This is a genomic window from Pseudomonas syringae group sp. J309-1 (genome assembly GCF_032582135.1).
Taxonomy (GTDB): domain Bacteria; phylum Pseudomonadota; class Gammaproteobacteria; order Pseudomonadales; family Pseudomonadaceae; genus Aquipseudomonas; species Aquipseudomonas quasicaspiana.
The window spans coordinates 1-17,316 of the sequence record NZ_JAWHNU010000088.1; the positions used below are offsets into that span (position 1 = coordinate 1).

At 58.0% G+C, this 17,316-nt stretch carries 14 protein-coding genes and 1 pseudogene; 3 read left to right on the plus strand and 12 right to left on the minus strand.

What is annotated here, in order from left to right; genetic code table 11:
* Positions 1-98: 98 nt before the first annotated feature.
* The 11 genes from astD to acs form a co-directional block, all read right to left on the minus strand.
* Positions 99-1,568, minus strand: a complete 1,470-nt coding sequence (gene astD, locus RX972_RS27740; protein WP_316880396.1) for a succinylglutamate-semialdehyde dehydrogenase — start codon at positions 1,566-1,568, stop codon at positions 99-101.
* Positions 1,565-2,590 (minus strand): arginine N-succinyltransferase, encoded by a 1,026-nt coding sequence (astA, locus tag RX972_RS27745; RefSeq protein WP_027900077.1) that lies wholly within the window; start codon positions 2,588-2,590, stop codon positions 1,565-1,567. The genes astD and astA overlap by 4 nt, the downstream gene beginning before the upstream one ends.
* A gap of 74 nt (positions 2,591-2,664) precedes the next feature.
* Positions 2,665-3,696: an arginine/ornithine succinyltransferase subunit alpha gene (aruF, locus tag RX972_RS27750; protein WP_027900076.1), complete on the minus strand. Its 1,032-nt coding sequence runs from the start codon at positions 3,694-3,696 to the stop codon at positions 2,665-2,667.
* A gap of 147 nt (positions 3,697-3,843) precedes the next feature.
* A complete protein-coding gene (locus tag RX972_RS27755; protein ID WP_316880385.1) occupies positions 3,844-5,064 on the minus strand; it encodes an aspartate aminotransferase family protein in 1,221 nt (406 codons plus the stop codon).
* 362 nt (positions 5,065-5,426) lie between these two features.
* Positions 5,427-6,407, minus strand: a complete 981-nt coding sequence (argR, locus tag RX972_RS27760) for a transcriptional regulator ArgR (RefSeq protein ID WP_087273887.1) — start codon at positions 6,405-6,407, stop codon at positions 5,427-5,429.
* A 161-nt stretch (positions 6,408-6,568) separates the two neighbouring features.
* Complete coding sequence (locus RX972_RS27765) at positions 6,569-7,333, minus strand: ABC transporter ATP-binding protein (protein ID WP_027900073.1); 765 nt, start codon at positions 7,331-7,333, stop codon at positions 6,569-6,571.
* Between the two features lie 22 nt (positions 7,334-7,355).
* Complete coding sequence (locus RX972_RS27770; protein ID WP_316880390.1) at positions 7,356-8,468, minus strand: M14 family metallopeptidase; 1,113 nt, start codon at positions 8,466-8,468, stop codon at positions 7,356-7,358.
* A 1-nt stretch (position 8,469) separates the two neighbouring features.
* Positions 8,470-9,168 (minus strand): ABC transporter permease, encoded by a 699-nt coding sequence (locus RX972_RS27775; RefSeq protein ID WP_316880392.1) that lies wholly within the window; start codon positions 9,166-9,168, stop codon positions 8,470-8,472.
* Complete coding sequence (locus RX972_RS27780) at positions 9,165-9,854, minus strand: ABC transporter permease (protein WP_027900070.1); 690 nt, start codon at positions 9,852-9,854, stop codon at positions 9,165-9,167. The genes RX972_RS27775 and RX972_RS27780 overlap by 4 nt, the downstream gene beginning before the upstream one ends.
* 85 nt (positions 9,855-9,939) lie before the next feature.
* Positions 9,940-10,716: an ABC transporter substrate-binding protein gene (locus RX972_RS27785; RefSeq protein WP_099267398.1), complete on the minus strand. Its 777-nt coding sequence runs from the start codon at positions 10,714-10,716 to the stop codon at positions 9,940-9,942.
* A gap of 643 nt (positions 10,717-11,359) precedes the next feature.
* A complete protein-coding gene (gene acs / locus RX972_RS27790; protein WP_027898010.1) occupies positions 11,360-13,315 on the minus strand; it encodes an acetate--CoA ligase in 1,956 nt (651 codons plus the stop codon).
* 374 nt (positions 13,316-13,689) lie between these two features.
* On the opposite strand from acs, the gene RX972_RS27795 reads away from it, so the two are divergent.
* Complete coding sequence (locus RX972_RS27795; protein WP_087273874.1) at positions 13,690-13,956, plus strand: DUF2790 domain-containing protein; 267 nt, start codon at positions 13,690-13,692, stop codon at positions 13,954-13,956.
* A 222-nt stretch (positions 13,957-14,178) separates the two neighbouring features.
* Here RX972_RS27795 and RX972_RS27800 read toward each other — a convergent pair whose 3' ends face one another.
* Positions 14,179-15,747: a sigma-54-dependent transcriptional regulator gene (locus RX972_RS27800; RefSeq protein ID WP_316880395.1), complete on the minus strand. Its 1,569-nt coding sequence runs from the start codon at positions 15,745-15,747 to the stop codon at positions 14,179-14,181.
* Between the two features lie 263 nt (positions 15,748-16,010).
* Here RX972_RS27800 and phhA point away from each other — a divergent pair.
* Positions 16,011-16,796 (plus strand): annotated as a pseudogene (gene phhA / locus RX972_RS27805) (phenylalanine 4-monooxygenase); the annotation flags it as partial.
* Positions 16,797-16,848: 52 nt separating this feature from the next.
* Positions 16,849-17,205, plus strand: coding sequence for a 4a-hydroxytetrahydrobiopterin dehydratase (locus RX972_RS27810; protein WP_122704441.1), 357 nt, complete (start codon positions 16,849-16,851; stop codon positions 17,203-17,205).
* Positions 17,206-17,316 lie beyond the last annotated feature (111 nt).

Sequence of the window (17,316 nt, forward strand, 5' to 3'; positions counted from 1 at the left end):
GAGGATTTTGATACGGCCAAGCTATTCAGCGAAAAACACTTCGTGAAAGCTTGACCGGCAACAGAGTATCTACAGGTTCAATGTTTACTGCACGACAGTCATGACAATCGCACACCCGGCGTCAGGGTCGCGGGCAAGGTCAGGCTGCTGCTCTCCAGCGAGGCCACCGGATACGCGCAATAATCCGCCGCGTAATACGCACTCGCCCGGTGATTACCGGAAGCCCCTACCCCGCCAAACGGTGCGCTGCTCGCCGCGCCAGTCAGCTGTTTGTTCCAGTTGACGATCCCTGCCCGGCTCTCCAGCCAGAACTGTTTGTAACGCGCTTCGGAATCCGACAGCAGACCGGCAGCCAGGCCGTACTGAGTGTCATTGGCCAAGGCGATGGCGTTATCAAAATCCGTATAACGCAGCACCTGCAACAGCGGCCCGAACAGCTCTTCATCAAGAGTATCGCTGACCTCGGACACGTCAATAATGCCTGGTGTGAGCAACGCCGACGTGGCGTGTGGCTGGGTCATTTCCAGTAACGCCAAAGCGCCATTGGCAAGCAATTGCTCCTGAGCCGCCAGCAAGGCACTGGCCGCGTGCAGCGAAATGACCGAGCCCATGAACGGCGCGGGCTGCTGATCGTAAGCGCCCACTTCGATGTTGCGCGTGACCTCAACCAGACGCTCAAGAAAGGCATCGCCCCAGACGCCCTGTGGCACCAGCAAGCGTCGCGCGCACGTGCAGCGCTGCCCCGCGGAGATGAATGCCGACTGAATAACCGTGTACACCGCAGCGTCTACATCGCCAACTTCGTCGACGACCAGCGGATTATTGCCGCCCATTTCCAGCGCAAGAATCTTGTCGGGACGACCGGCAAACTGCTGATGCAGAGCATTGCCAGTACGGCTCGAACCGGTGAAAAACAATCCATCGATGCCCGGGTTGGCGGCAAGAGCGATACCGGTGTCACGACCTCCCTGCAGCAGATTCAATACACCGGCAGGCAAACCGGTCTCAATCCAGCACTTGACCGTCAGTTCGGCGACTTTCGGGGTCAGCTCGCTGGGTTTGAACACGACGGCATTGCCCGCCAGCAAAGCCGGGACAATGTGTCCGTTGGGCAGATGCCCGGGAAAGTTGTACGGACCGAACACCGCGACCACGCCATGGGGCTTGTGGCGCAGCACTGCGTTCGCGTCGCCCAGCGGGCCGCTCTTCTCGCCGGTGCGCTCCCGGTAGCTTTGTACGGAAATAGCGATTTTATTGACCATGCTGGTCACTTCGGTCGCTGACTCCCAGAGCGGCTTTCCGGTTTCTTCACCAATGCACTGCGCCAAAACGTCTGCCTGGTTTTTCAGGCTGGCGGCGAACGCTTCCAGCACCGTGATGCGATCTTCCAGGGTGCGACTCGCCCACGCCGGAAAAGCCTGACGCGCAGCTTGCACGGCAACGTCTACCTGAGCGGCCGTTGCACCTTGCCCGGACCATACAACCTGCTGAGTCACCGGATTGAGCGACTCGAACGCCTCGCCCTGCCCGGCCTGCCAGTTGCCTGCGATATACAAGGTGCTCATCAGACAGCCTCCCGCGCGGGGGACAGCGGAACCGCCCGGACATTGTCGCCCGCACTCAGGCGCAGGCGCTTGGCGGTCGCCGGGGCAACCACCAATGTACCGGCCGCAAAGCGCGCCGCGCCCACAGTGATTCTGCACTCCTCACGCTTGCGGTTATGAATCAGGAACTGTGTGGCATCGTCACCCGGCGTACCGATGGCCAGCACCAAAGGCGCACTGTCGCGCACGGCGCGGATCTTCGCAGTCTCGCACTCAACCGCTGGACCGGCGTCGAAGATATCCACGTAACCCTGATAGCTGAAGCCTTCGGCCTTGAGCATGGTCAGCGCTGGTTCGGTGTCGGCGTGCACCCGGCCAATCACGTTACGGGCATCTTCGGAGAGGAAGCAGCTGTACAGCGGAAACTTGGGCATCAGCTCAGCAATGAACGCCTTGTTACCGACGCCCGTCAGGTAATCCGCCTGGCTGAACTCCATCTTGAAGAAGTGTCGCCCCAGACTTTCCCAGAACGGCGACCGACCATTTTCATCGGACATGCCGCGCATCTCGGCGATGATCTTGTTGCCAAACAACTGCGGGAACTCCGCGATAAACAGCATCCGCGCCTTGGCCAGCAGACGCCCGTTCAAACCGTTACGGAAGTCGCTGTGCAGGAACAGCGAGCACAGCTCGGAATTACCGGTCAGATCATTGGCCAGAAACAGGGTCGGGATTTCCCGATAGATATTCAATTCCTGAGAAGCGCTGACCGTCAGCCCCACTCGATAGTTGTACCAGGGCTCGCGCAGGCCAACCGCCCCAGCGATGGCGGAAATACCCACTACGCGGCCGTCATCGTCTTCAAGCACGAAAAGGTAATCCGCATCACCGCGCCCGGCTTCGCCGCGAAAGGTCTTTTCCGCCCAACCGACCCGGTGCGCCAAGCGTTCTTCATTGGCGGGCAAAGTCGTCAGGCCAGCGCCTGTGCTGCGCGCCAACTCGATCAGCGCTGGCAGGTCACTGCTGCTTACGGGACGAACGATCATGCTATCTCCTCAATACCACTTCCCTCGGGAAACGGCGAAACTCGCTAAACCAGCCATCCACATTCAAAGGCGTATCAGACCGCCACGACCCGCACGCTGGCGTCTTCACCGACACCCAGCGCCTCGGCTGCCGCCAGACTCAGGGCGACCGGCTTGCCTGGCGCCCAGTCCAGTTCCAGCAATATCGCCCGGTAATCCTGCAACAAGCCATTGGCAACAAGATACAAACGGCCGCCGGAACCGGTGTCAGTGGACCGTTGAGCATCGATTTTGACGGGCACCAAACGGCTCTGGGCAATGGAGCGAATCCCGGAAACACGCGCATGCAGGGTCGGGCCACCGTCGAAAATATCGATGTAGTGATCGGTCTCGAAGCCTTCGCGCATCAGGATGTCGAAGGTGATCTGCGCCCGCGGATGCACCTGGCCCATGGCTTCCTGAGCAGCATCCGGCAACAGCGGCACATAAATCGGGTAATGCGGCATCAGCTCGGCGAGGAATGTCCGGCTTTTCAGCCCGCACAGACGTTCGGCTGCGGCATAGTTCAGATCGAAGAAGTTGCGCCCGATGGCATCCCAGAACGGCGAGTCGCCATTTTCATCGCTGTAACCGACGATCTCGGTCACCACCGAATCCGCGAAACGCTCCGGGTGGCTCGCGACAAACAGCAGACGCCCCCGGGAATTAAGCTCCGACCATGCACTGCCCACCAGTTCAGGGACCACATAGAAACTGGTCAACAGGCTGTTGCCGGTCAAGTCGTGGCACTGGGAAAGAACATGAATCTTGTTATGAATCTTCAGCTCGCGAGACGCGTGAACGAAGGTTTCGTTACGGAAGCTGTAAAAGGGTTCGGAATAGCCCGCCGAAGCGACAATCCCTGAACAGCCCACCAGTCGTCCGCTTTCGCTGTCTTCCAGTACGAAGAAGTAGGTTTCTTCGCCATTGAAGCTCACTTCGGCCGCGAACGAGGCTTCCGAAGCGGCGATCTTGTCGCCAAGCCGCCCCGCATCGTCAGGCAGGGACGTGACACCGATCGGGCTGTCGGCAGCGAGGCGTTGAACCTCGGCCAGATCAGCCATTTGCGCGGGGCGCATCACGAGCATGGTGCCACTCCTTACCAGAACACAGACCGGGCAAACCCGGCACAGAAAAAAAGCGCCACGTGGATCAACGCCACATGGCACAGGAAAATGTCCGACGCTTACCGTGCAGGCAAACGCCGGAAGGTGTTGCGGTGGATCAGCCCGCCATCAAGCCTGAGTCAGCTTGGCCACAGCGCGCTCGAAGCGATCCAGACCTTCGTCGATGTCAGCGTCTTCGATCACCAGACTCGGAGCAAAACGCACCACGTCAGGACCGGCTTGCAGAATCATCACCCCTTCATGCTCGGCAGCGTTGAAGAAGTCCTTGGCCTTGCCTTTCCAGGCATCGGTCAGCACGCAACCAATCAACAGGCCCATGCCACGAACCAGGGTGAAAACACCGTACTTCTCGCCGATCTGCTCCAGGCGGGCCTTGAACTTCGCATGTTTGGCCGTGACGCCGTCGCGGACTTCCTGAGTGTGGACCACGTCCATCACTGCGTTACCCACGGCGCACGCCAGGGCATTGCCGCCGTAAGTTGTACCGTGAACGCCGACCGCGAAGTGCTTGGCGAGCTTTTCGGTGGTCAGCATGGCTGCCATCGGGAAGCCGCCGCCAATGCTCTTGGCGCTGGACAGGATGTCCGGCGTCACGCCGTAATTCATATAGGCAAACAGACGACCGCTACGGCCCATGCCACACTGCACTTCATCGAAGATCAGCAGCGCTTTGTGCTCATCGCACAGTGCCCGGGCACCTTGCAGGTATTCAAGTTCGGCAGGCAATACGCCACCCTCGCCCTGAACAGGCTCCAGCACCACGGCGCAAGTCTTGTCAGAGATCGCGGCCTTGAGCGCTGCCAGATCGTTGAATGGCACGTGGGTGATGCCAGTGATCTTCGGCCCAAAGCCATCGGAGTACTTGGACTGACCACCCACGGTCACGGTGAACAGCGTACGACCGTGGAAGCTGTTCAGTGCCGCAATGATTTCGTATTTGTCCGGACCATACAGATCGTGGGAAACGCGGCGCGCCAGCTTGAAAGCGGCTTCGTTGGCTTCGGCACCGGAGTTACAGAAGAACACGCGCTCGGCGAATGTCGCGTCCACCAGCTTCTTCGCCAGACGCAGGGCTGGCTCGTTGGTGAAAACGTTGGAAACGTGCCAGAGCTTGTTGGCCTGCTCAGTCAAGGCACCCACCAGCGCCGGATGGCAGTGGCCCAGTACGTTGACGGCAATCCCGCCGGAGAGATCAACCAGTTCACGGCCCGACTGGTCCCAGACTCGGGAACCAGCACCACGCACAGGGATGAACCCGGCTGGAGCGTAGTTAGGGACCATTACCTGGTCGAAATCGGCGCGTTGCACCGCAGCTTGCTCAACGGACATCGGAGTCTCCTGAAGAGGAACGCCTGCCTGAAACTGGCGAGCGATGGGAAGATTGTAAGGACTGGTTTGACTCCGGCCTTGCCGCCAGGCGACAACTTGTTACAGCACAAAACCGGGTTTTTCAGTGACTTTCGGCAATGCGACATTAACCATCGCAAAGGCGCAGTTTAAACGTTGCGGGCCGATTGTTGCAGATACAGATGCCGGTAATTGCAAGGAGGAATGCTTACCCCTGTGGGAGCTGGGCTTGGTCTGGGCGGCATTCCGACGATAGGAACGACGCGATCTCAATTGAACCGCGTCCGGCCTTATCGCGGGCAAGCCCAGCTCCCACAAAGGCAACCAAAAATCTGCAGGACTACTCAACCCCGCTCTGCAGGCACCGACGACAATTCAAACGGGCTGCTGCTGCGGCGCTGGTTACGGTCTTCACGGGGAGTCGCGCCGAAGAAGTTGCGGTAGGCGCTGGAGAAGTGTGGCCCTGATGAGAAGCCACAGGACAAGCCAATCTGGATGATGGATTTACTGGTCTGCATCAGCATCTGTCGCGCCTTGTTGAGGCGCAGCTCCAGGTAATACTGGCTCGGCACGCGATTGAGGTACTGCTTGAAGATCCGCTCCAACTGACGGCGCGAGACACACACGTGCTGAGCAATTTCATCGGTGGTCAGGGGCTCTTCGATATTGGCTTCCATCAGCAGCACAGCCTGAGTCAGCTTCGGATGGCTGGACCCCAGGCGATTCTGCAACGGAATACGCTGACGCTCGCCGCCTTCGCGAATGCGCTCCACTACCAGCTCTTCAGACACTGCGCCCGCCAGTTCAGCGCCATGATCACGCGCCAGCACGGCCAGCAACAGATCCAGCACCGACATGCCGCCACACGCCGTCAAACGATCACGATCCCAGTCAAACAGATGGCTGGTGGCAATCACTTTGGGGAAACGCTCGGTAAAATCATCCTGCCAGCGCCAGTGCACCGCAGCGCGATAACCATCCAGCAGGCCCAACTGAGCCAGCGGGTAAACACCCGCCGATAACCCACCTATCACGCAACCGGAACGCACTAACTGTTTGAGCGCCGAGGCCAAGGTGGAGTTGACCGCCGCAGGTGGCTCATCAGCCAGCAAAAACAGCTTCTGGCAACCTTCCAGCCGCCCCGCCCAAGGCTCGCCGGGCAATTGCCATGCACCCTCGGCGGGCGCTTCGGCTTGCAGAAACGACAGTTCGTAAAGCACTTCCGGATGGACGCGCTGGGCGACACGCAAGGCTTCCTCGGCCAGCGCCAGAGTCAGGGCTTTGGTGCTGGGCCAGATAAGAAAACCAATTCGTTGAGCGGTCATGGCATGCAATCCGAAACGTGTCGCTGTTGTTAAAACTGTGTGCACAGCTTATGGGGCGGGCATCGACGCCCAGGCTGAATCTACTGCAATCAGCTCATGCTGCTTGCCGCGCAGCATGAACGGTTACGTCTCGAAACGCATCGCCAAAACGTAGCTTTTCGTTACTTCAAGCTACCCGACAGGAACTGCTGCAAACGTTCGGACTGCGGATTGACCAGGACTTCACGAGGATCACCGCGCTCTTCGACCACGCCTTTGTGGAGAAAGATCAATTGGTTGGAGACTTCACGGGCGAAGCCCATTTCATGCGTCACCACGACCATGGTCCGGCCTTCCTGAGCAAGGGCCTGCATGACTTTGAGTACGTCACCCACCAGCTCAGGGTCCAGCGCGGAGGTCGGTTCGTCGAACAGCATCACCTCCGGCTCCATTGCCAACGCACGGGCAATCGCCACACGCTGCTGTTCGCCACCGGACATATGCCCCGGATAGGCGTCCTTACGGTGAGCAACGCCTACTTTGGCCAGGTAATGCTCGGCTTTTTCCAGCGCTTCTTTTTTCGACACACCCAACACATGCACCGGAGCTTCGATGATGTTTTCCAGCGCGGTCATGTGCGACCACAAGTTGAAGTGCTGAAACACCATGGACAGACGCGAACGCATGCGTTGCAGCTGTTTCGGGTCCGCAGCACGCATGCTGCCGTCTTTGTTGGCGACCAGCTGAAGCTCTTCGTTGTTGAGCAGAATCTTGCCCGCATGGGGCTGCTCCAACAGATTAATGCAACGCAGGAAGGTGCTTTTGCCCGAACCACTGGAGCCAATGATGCTGATCACATCGCCCGCTTTGGCGGTCAGGGAGACTCCCTTGAGCACTTCATGGCTGCCATAGCGTTTGTGCAGGTCCTGGACTTCCAGTTTGTTCATGCTTTCAGTTCTCACAAATGGGTCAGTCATTGAGCAAGCGACCCTGACGTCGGGCAGTACGACCCGCCACCTTGGCCAGCCAGAAGCCCGGCTGGGCGTAACGCAGTCGCTCGATGGCAAACAACACCCCGGCGGTATTCGAGCAAACAGTACTGACCCGGTCAGACAGCGGATCAATCACTTCAAACAGCGGCTCACCCACTTCGACCCAGGCGCCTGCTTCACGCAGGAAACTCACCACGCCAGGGTGCGGGGCGAACAGCAATTCAGTGCCTTCGAACGGCATCCCTTCGCACTCTTCATGGGCTGCCTGCGGCCAGTCACCACTGATAAAACCTTGCCCGGCAAGAAACGCCAGAATGCCTTCGGCATGAGCCTCGGCCTCAGGTTTACCGGTATCGGCCTGACCGCCCAGTTCAATGGTAGTTGCCAGGCAGGCCAGCGGGATCTGCGCATCAGGGAAAATCCGCGACAGGCGCAACCACGGTAGCGAACAGGCCTCGTCGAACGAGCTGCCACCCGAGTCTTCCGCCAGCAAAGCCACTTGCACATTCAAATGCGCAGTCAGCGAGCGCCATTGCGGCCAGTGCTGCGGCAAGGCGTACATGTGCAATGCAGCATCGGCGTCGCAATGCAGGTCGAGCACAACATCGGCCACGCACGCGTGACTCAGCAGAATCCGCTGCATGCCGCGTAGCTCACTTTCAGCTGGAGGCAGATTGGCCAGCACCGTAGCCATGGCCTGACGGATCAATTGCACATTGCTGTGCGGGTCATCGCCCAACTGGCCTTCAAGCAACTCGGCCACCGGCTCGCTCAGTTCGGAAAAATCGCGATTGAAATTCTTGCCACTGCCAAACTCGAAACGGCCCTGGTGCGCGCCTTGCAGCAGCTGGCCCAGGCCAATCGGGTTGGCGACCGGTACCAGTTCGATAACGCCCTTGAGCGCGCCCTGCTCTTCCAGTTCGGCCAGACGCTTCTTCAGCTCCCAGGCCGTGCGCATACCCGGCAGTTCATCGGCGTGCAGGCTGGCCTGAATGTAGGCCTTGCGCTCGCCGCTGCCGAAACGAAACACGCTGAGGTGGCGCTCGGTGCCGAGGGTGCTCCACGGCAATACATGATCGGTTCTTTGCATGTCAGGCCTTCCGGGGTGCGAGGTAGCCCAGCCAGCGGCGTTCAGCCAGCTTGAACAGGCGCACCAGAATGAATGTCAGGCACAGGTAGAACACGCCTGCGGTGATAAACGCCTCGAAGGGCAAAAAGCTTTCGGAGTTGACCGCCCGGGCCGCTCCGGTGATGTCGACCAGAGTGACGCTGGACGCGAGACTGGTGGTCTGCAACATCATGATCACTTCGTTGCTGTACTGCGGCAGCGCTCGACGCAAGGCCGAAGGCAGCAGGATGCGGCGGTACATTTTGGATTTGGACATGCCCATGGCGCGTGCCGCTTCAATCTCGCCCGCAGGCGTAGCCTTGAGGCTGCCAGCGATGATTTCCGCGGTGTAGGCGCTGGTATTGATCGCAAACGCCAGACAAGCGCAAAAGGTCGCACTGGACAGCCATGGCCACAGGAAGCTTTCCCGGACCGCAGCGAACTGCGACAGGCCGTAATAGATCAGATACAGCTGCACCAGCATCGGCGTGCCACGAATCACGTAGGTATAAAGCCATGCAGGCATATTCACCCAGGGCTTTTTCGACACCCGCATCAGGCCCAGTGGAAACGCCGCCAACAGACCAAACACCAGGGCGATGCCGAGCAATTCAAGGGTGGTCAGCAGACCGGCGAAGTACAGCGGCAGACTGTCCCATATGACGTTGTAATCAAAAATCACAGGTCAGCCGCCCTTACTCCAACGGAGTAACGTTTTTCGACAAGGCGCAGAGCCAACAGCGAAACGCTGGTAATCAGCAAATATATCCCGGCCACGGCCAGGAAAAAGGTAAAGGGCTGACTGGTGGCGTCGCCTGCCTGCTTGGCAAGAAACATCATGTCCTGCAGACCGACCAGCGAAATCAGCGCGGTCGCCTTGGTCAGTACCAGCCAGTTGTTGGTGAAGCCGGGGATCGCCAGGCGAACCATCTGCGGCACCAGAATTCTGAAAAACACTTTGGAGTGACTCATCCCGTAAGCAAGGCCTGCTTCGGCCTGCCCTTTTGGAATGGCCATGAACGCACCCCGGAAGGTTTCCGACAGATAAGCACCAAAGATGAAACCCAGGGTGCCGATACCGGCAGCCAGCGGGCTCAGGTCGATGTAATCGTCGTGACCGAGCATCGGCGCAATGGTGTTCAAGGCCCCCTGACCGCCATAGAAAATCAGCAGGATCAGGACCAGATCGGGAATCCCGCGAATCACAGTGGAATACACGTCACCCAGCCAGGCCAGCCAGCGCACCGGCGACAAACGCAACGACACACCGATCAGACCCAGGACGATTGCCAGCGCCATCGACGACAGGGCCAGTTGCAGCGTCAGCCCTGCGCCCTCGAGGATGACAGCCCCGTAGCCATTCAACATGTTGTGCAGTCCTCATGGGTGTAAAAAATGGCGCTAGCCACAACACCGAAACCGGCTTCTGGCTGCGCCATCCGTGACGACAGGTTTACTTGCCGTAAACGTCGAAGTCGAAGTACTTGTCCTGAATCTTCTTGTACTCGCCGTTGGCGCGAATCGCAGCGATGGCGGCATTGATGCGCTCAACGTTGGCTTTGTCGCCCTTGCGAACAGCAATGCCGATGCCGTCACCGAAGTAAGCCGGGTCGGTGAATGCCGGGCCGACAAAAGCATAGCCTTTGCCCGAATCGGTTTTCAGGAAACCGTCCTGCAGCAGGGTCGCGTCCGCTACCGTGCCGTCCAGACGACCGGCCTTGAGGTCCAGGTAGATTTCGTTCTGGGAGCTGTAGGACTTGATCACAGCGCCCTTGGGCTCAAGCACTTTTTTCGCGAAAGTGTCGTGGATCGTTCCACGTTGCGCGCCGATCGTCTTGCCTTTGAGTTCATCCAGGCTGTCGCTGACGGTGGTGCCTTCCTTCATGACCAGGCGCGCCTGAGTGCTGTAGTAGCGATCAGTGAAATCAACCGACTTCTTGCGGTCTTCGGTGATGGACATCGAAGAAAGGATCGCATCGATCTTGCGCACTTTCAGTGCCGGGATCAGGCCGTCGAATTCCTGCTCGACCCAGGTGCACTTGACCTTCATCTCAGCACACAGCGCGTTGCCGATATCGTAGTCGAAACCGACGATGCTGCCGTCCGGTGCTTTGGAGGCAAACGGAGGGTACGCTGCTTCAATACCGATTTTCAGAGGCTTTTCGTCTGCGAACACTGGCTGCGCCAGAACGGTCAGCGCCATTGCGCCAAGCAGCATGAGCTTTTTCATTGTCAGGACTCCGTCGGTAAAACACGACAAATGGCAACGTGAGCAAGAGCCCAGGATGCGAAGAGGACTATTGGAGATAGACGCCAGGCGACTGGGACCGGTATGCGGACCTGCAAGCCTGCGGCGAGTGAGCGGCATTTTAACGGGACGCTCGAAGTCGATATTTCTTCAATGCGACAACTAGTTACAAATGCACTGAAAATCACGGCATGCGCATTGACAACCAAAAACGGTTATGCAAAGGCGAAAAGAGGGATAACCCGTGATTGCAGCAAAATGCGCGCCCATTATTGGCAAAGCCTTGTAATACGGCAAGGGCGGGATTGCCGCATGTTTATCTGCCAGCTATTTGAGTAGCAGATTCTTACAGATGTGAGGTGCGTTGCCCCATAAGCGGGAGTGGCGTTACCTGAGCGGTGGGGTGGGTAACAGGTCGATATATATCCTGGTTGGATGAAGCTGAGATTTCGTGGAGCCTGAGGTTTTTGTGCTGCTCCTATCGCGAGCAAGCTCGGCTCCCACATGAAATCGCATTCTCATGTGGGAGCCGAGCTTGCTCGCGATAGGAGCGCTTCGGTTTTGATTTGGAAAACAAAAGCCCCACCCGGCTCACACCGGATGGGGCTCTTTCAACCGCTGACTATCAGGCCACTTTCATGGTCTTGTGCGTATCGATCAAATGCTGCACCACGCTCGGATCGGCCAGGGTCGAGATATCGCCCAGCGAATCGTATTCACCCGTGGCGATCTTGCGCAGGATGCGGCGCATGATTTTCCCGGAGCGGGTTTTCGGCAGGCCTGGCGCCCACTGAATCACATCTGGCGAAGCAATCGGGCCGATTTCTTTACGGACCCAGTTACGCAGCTCGTTGCGCAAAGCATCATCCGGCACTTCACCGCCGTTGAGCGTCACGTAAACGTAGATGCCCTGCCCTTTCAGGTCATGAGGTACGCCGACCACTGCGGCTTCGGCCACCTTCGGATGCGCAACCATCGCACTTTCGATTTCAGCCGTGCCCATGCGGTGGCCAGAGACGTTAAGCACGTCATCCACGCGACCGGTGATCCAGTAGTAACCGTCCTCGTCACGACGCGCACCGTCACCCGTGAAGTACATGCCGCGGAAGGTCTTGAAGTAGGTATCGACGAACCGGTCATGGTCGCCGTACAGGGAGCGCGATTGACCCGGCCACGAATCGAGGATGACGAGGTTGCCTTCGGCAGCGCCTTCGATCAGGTTGCCAAGGTTATCCACCAACGCCGGAATCACGCCGAAGAACGGACGCGTTGCCGAGCCAGGCTTGAGGGCCGTCGCGCCCGGCAGCGGGCTGATCAGAATGCCGCCGGTTTCGGTCTGCCACCAGGTATCGACGATCGGGCAGTTTTTCTTGCCGACCGTGTTGTAGTACCAGTTCCAGGCTTCCGGGTTGATCGGTTCGCCCACCGAACCCAGCAGGCGCAGGCTTGAACCGTCAGCGCCTTCAACGGACTTGGTGCCTTCAGCCATCATCGCGCGGATGGCAGTCGGTGCGGTGTAAAGGATATTGACCTTGTGCTTGTCGATGATCTTCGACAGACGCGTGATGTCCGGATAGTTCGGTACGCCTTCGAACAACAGCGTGGTGGCGCCGTTGGCCAGCGGGCCATAGACGATATAGCTGTGGCCCGTGACCCAACCAACGTCAGCGGTGCACCAGTAAATTTCGCCCGGTTTGTAGTCGAACACTCGCTCGTGAGTCAGCGCGGCATACAACAGATAGCCGCCCGTGGTGTGCAGCACGCCTTTCGGTTTGCCCGTTGAGCCAGAGGTATAAAGGATAAACAGCGACTCTTCGGCCCCCATTTCTTTCGGCGCACAGATCTCGGACGCCACGTCCAGCAGCGAGTGATACCAGATGTCACGGTGGCGGTTCCATTCGATGTCGCCGCCAGTGCGTTTGCAGACGATGACTTTCTGCACGCTGGCGGTTTCCGGGTTGGTCAGCGCCCGGTCAACGTTGGCTTTCATGGCGGTTTTCTTGCCGCCGCGCAGACCTTCGTCAGCAGTGATAACCACTTTGGATTTGCAGTCGATGATGCGGCCAGCCAGTGCTTCGGGCGAGAAACCACCAAACACAACCGAGTGGATCGCACCGATACGGGCGCAGGCCAGCATGGCGACCACGGCCTCGGGGATCATCGGCATATAAATAGTGACGACGTCGCCACGGTGCACATCCTGACCGCGCAACGCGTTGGCGAACTTGCAGACTTCGGCATGCAGCTCGCGATAGGTAATGTTGCGGCTTTCGGAAGGATCGTCGCCCTCCCAGATGATAGCGATGGTGTCGCCGCGCTCTTCGAGATGGCGATCCAGGCAGTTATAGGCGACGTTCAGGGTGCCATCGGCAAACCATTTGATGTCGACGCGATGGTCATCGAAAGAGGTCTGCTTGACCGAGGTAAAAGGTTTGATCCAGTCCAGACGCTGAGCTTGTTCACGCCAGAAGCCATCGGGATTGACCACCGACTGCTGGTACATGGCCTTGTAGGTCGCCTCATCGGTCAGCGTGCTCGCTGCGACTTCTGGGCGGACGGGGTACAGGGAAGCTGCACTCATCTTGGTTACCTCGGTGGATAGTTGTTGTTTTATGCCCCTGTTGTATCCGCCTGTCGGCGTCGGGACCATTCGACGATGGTCTTACCGTTCAGATAAACAGGCCCGTTAGGACCATTGAAAGGCACAGACAAGACCGCAGTCAACCGTTCATAAGCCTCTGGACCGGTGCTCTCAGGGATTGTTGTCAATTCGCTCAATAGTGTTTATCAAAAGTGTTTCTATATGAAGTGCGGTGACAGGCATAGAATCGACTTCGCCACACAAGGCACCTGATAAATAACTGACAGCCCCCACGGCGAGTTAATCATTAAAGGCTACACATCGCTTTACAAGGGCGGTGTATCCCCTCTCGAACTCAAGAAGGTAAGACAGAAATGAAAGTTTCACTGTTGGTTCTGGCACTCTGTGGTTTCAGCACATTTGCAATGGCTGAAGAATCCGGAGCAAAAGTTGCTGCCCAACAAGCACGCGTCGAGCAGTACACCTACGGCAGCCACCCTGATATTGCCAAAGTCATTTCCATCACCGCCATCCCTGACGTCTGCAAGGTCGTGCCAATGCGCATGACCTATGAAGACTCCAAAGGCCAGCAACACGTGATGGGCTATCAGGTCATGGGTAACGGCTGCAGCAATAGTTGAGGTTTTCGGGACAACGCTATTACGGGGTCAAGCACACCCTCTGTGGGAGCGAATTCATTCGCGAAGGGGCCGGTACACTCACAACCCGTGTATCGCCTGAACGACCGCCTTCGCGAATAAATTCGCTCCCACAGTTAATCCCTCTTCAACTCAGAAAGACATGTGCTGCCTGATAATTAATACCATTAGGCGTTAATAAAACGCCGACCATTAAAATTCGATTTACACACGATCAGGCTTGTTAGAACCCACCCCATAATCCCGCAACTTGTTAGCCACTGTTGTATGGGATACACCCAATCGTTTTCCAAGTTGTCGACTGCTGGGATATTCCGCATATAAACGCTGCAATAACGCCTTTTCAAAACGACCGACTATCTCTTCCAGCCCTCCGTCCATGGAGAACTGTGCCAACGGATCGCGCAGGCCGTAATCCGGCAAGCGAATGTGTTCGGCTTTTACCGTCCCGCCCTCACACAACGAAACCGCCTGGAACAGGACATTCTCCAGTTGCCTGACATTGCCCGGCCACTGGTAATGACTCAAACGCTCCATGGCAGCAGTTGCCAGTTTCGGTAGCGGACAGCCTATCTGGCGGCTGGCCTGATCCAGAAAATGCTCAACCAGCGGACCGAGACCGTCCAGGCATTCACGCAACGGCGGGATGTGCAGGGTCAAGACATTGAGGCGATGGTAGAGATCCTGGCGAAATTCACCCTTCGTGCACAGCTCGGACAGGTCAACCTGAGTCGAGCACATGATGCGCACATCGAGAAAAACGTCTTCGTCACTGCCGACTCGCCGGAAGCAGCCGTCCTGCAGGAAACGCAGCAATTTGGCCTGCATGCGCGAACTCAGTTCGCCGACGCCGTCCAGAAACAACGTGCCTCCCGCCGTCAATTCCAGCAGACCCAGCTTGCCCTCGGCTCGCGCGCCGTCGAATGCGCCAGGGCCATAACCGAACAGCTCGGTCTCGGCCATGGCATCCGACAGGCCCGAGCAGTTCATCGCCATCAACGGCGACTGCCCACGCGGACTGGCAAGATGGCAGGCGCGGGCCAGCAGTTCTTTGCCGGTGCCCGTCTCACCTTCGATCAGCAAAGGTGCGTCCAGCGGAGCCATGCGCCTGGCTTCACGCACCACTGCGGCCATGACTCTGGAGCTCTGGAAAATACTGTCGAATCCGCGCAGTTCTTCCTTGCGAACCTGATAGATCTGCTCGCCAACCCGATCCGCACGATGCAGGGTCAACACTGCCCCCGCCATGGCTTCGCTGTCGTCATGGCGCGACTGCAAAGGTGCGATATCCGCAAGAAACACATCGCCCCGAATAGTCACTCGCAAGCCATTGATCCGGGATTTGTTGCTGCGGATCAACTCCGGCACATCAAGGTCTTCGGCGTAACGCGACAACGCTATTCCCGGCACCTCATCCACACGCACGCCCAGTAACTGAGCGGCGGCCCGGTTAGCCGCGACAATCGAACCGCCCATGTCGATGGACAGCACCGGAAACTCCAGTGCACCCAGCAGCGCATCCAGTTCCATATGCCGTCGTTCGCTGGGCATCAGCCCGACACGCTTGACGCCAAAGACGCCGGCAATGGCTTCGAAGCGCGGACGCAATGACTGAAATTGCAGATTAATCAGGTTCGGGCAATGCAAGTAGATGGCGTCGCCGTGCTCACCGCCCACCTCACCCCGGGCGACGTTAACGCCGTAAGAGGCCAGCAGTTCAAGAATGTCGCGGGTCATACCGATGCGGTTCTGGCAGTGCACTTTGATGCGCATGGCAGATGAGTCCTGTGGCTGTTGTTATTTTTGTGATGAGGCGAAGTTTAGCGTCAAGAATTCGTTACACCAGAACCCCGTAAAACTTACTCCACCACAAGATAATCGCGGATTCACCCAACTCGTAAAGATTTCTTTACGGGATTTCGCCATTACCGGCCTTTGCAGACCAAAACGCTGACAGCCTGCAAGCCTGAAATGCGCTATTGATGATCTTGGGCGTTCGCAACAAACCCAATAAAAAGAACCCCGAGGAGAGATGTATGAGCCCTGCGAAATACGTGGCACGGGAACTCGACGATCATGGGGTGATTGATTACCCCAGCGCCGAGCATGAGGTATGGAACACGCTGATCACCCGGCAAATGAAGGTGATTGAAGGCCGTGCCTGCCAGGAATACCTCGACGGCATCGAACAACTGGCTCTGCCACATGACCGCATTCCGCAACTGGCGGAAATCAACAGCGTTCTGGGCGCAACCACTGGCTGGCAAGTGGCGCGAGTGCCCGCATTGATTCCGTTCCAGACCTTTTTCGAGCTGCTGGCCAACAAGCAGTTTCCGGTGGCGACATTCATTCGCAGCCAGGAGGAACTGGACTACCTGCAAGAGCCGGACATCTTTCACGAAATCTTCGGCCATTGCCCGCTGCTGACCAATCCCTGGTTCGCCGAATTCACCCATACCTACGGCAAGCTCGGCCTCAGCGCCAGCAAAGAACAGCGTGTGTATCTGGCGCGGCTGTACTGGATGACCATTGAATTCGGTCTGGTCGACACGCCGCAAGGTCGGAAAATCTACGGGGGAGGCATTCTTTCCTCGCCCAAGGAAGCGGTCTACAGTCTCTCGAATGCGCCCGAACATCAGGTGTTCAATCCTCTGGAAGCGATGCGCACGCCTTACCGTATCGATATCCTGCAACCCTTGTATTTTGTGTTGCCTGATTTGAAGCGGCTGTTCGACCTGGCTCAGGAAGACATCATGGGGATGGTCGAGCAAGCCATGCAGTTGGGTCTGCACGCACCGAAATTCCCGCCCCGCCCTTCATCCAGCTCTTCATCCAAGCCCCCACCCCCAAGTGGCCTGAACAGGAAACCTATTGATGACCAATCTCTCCCAAGCCAGCTGCGAAGCCTGCAGCGCCAACGCCCCGCAAGTCAGTGAAGCCGAACTGCCTGAGCTGTTGAAGCAGATCCCGGACTGGAACATCGAGGTCCGCGACGGTGTGATGCAGCTGGAAAAAATCTACCTGTTCAAGAATTTCAAGTTCGCGCTGGCATTCACCAATGCTGTGGGTGAGATAGCCGAAGCAGAAGGTCATCACCCGGGTCTGCTGACCGAATGGGGCAAAGTCACCGTGACCTGGTGGAGCCACTCCATCAAAGGCCTGCACCGCAACGACTTCATCATGGCGGCGCGCACGGATGAGGTGGCGAAAAGCGCTGAGGGGAGAAAATGAAACTTCTCAGGCTGACATAAACCTCTGTGGGAGCCGCCCCGGTGTCCCTGACACCACGCTGTCGCGCAGCAAACACGGACCCTGTAGGAGCGCGCTTGCCCGCGATTCGGT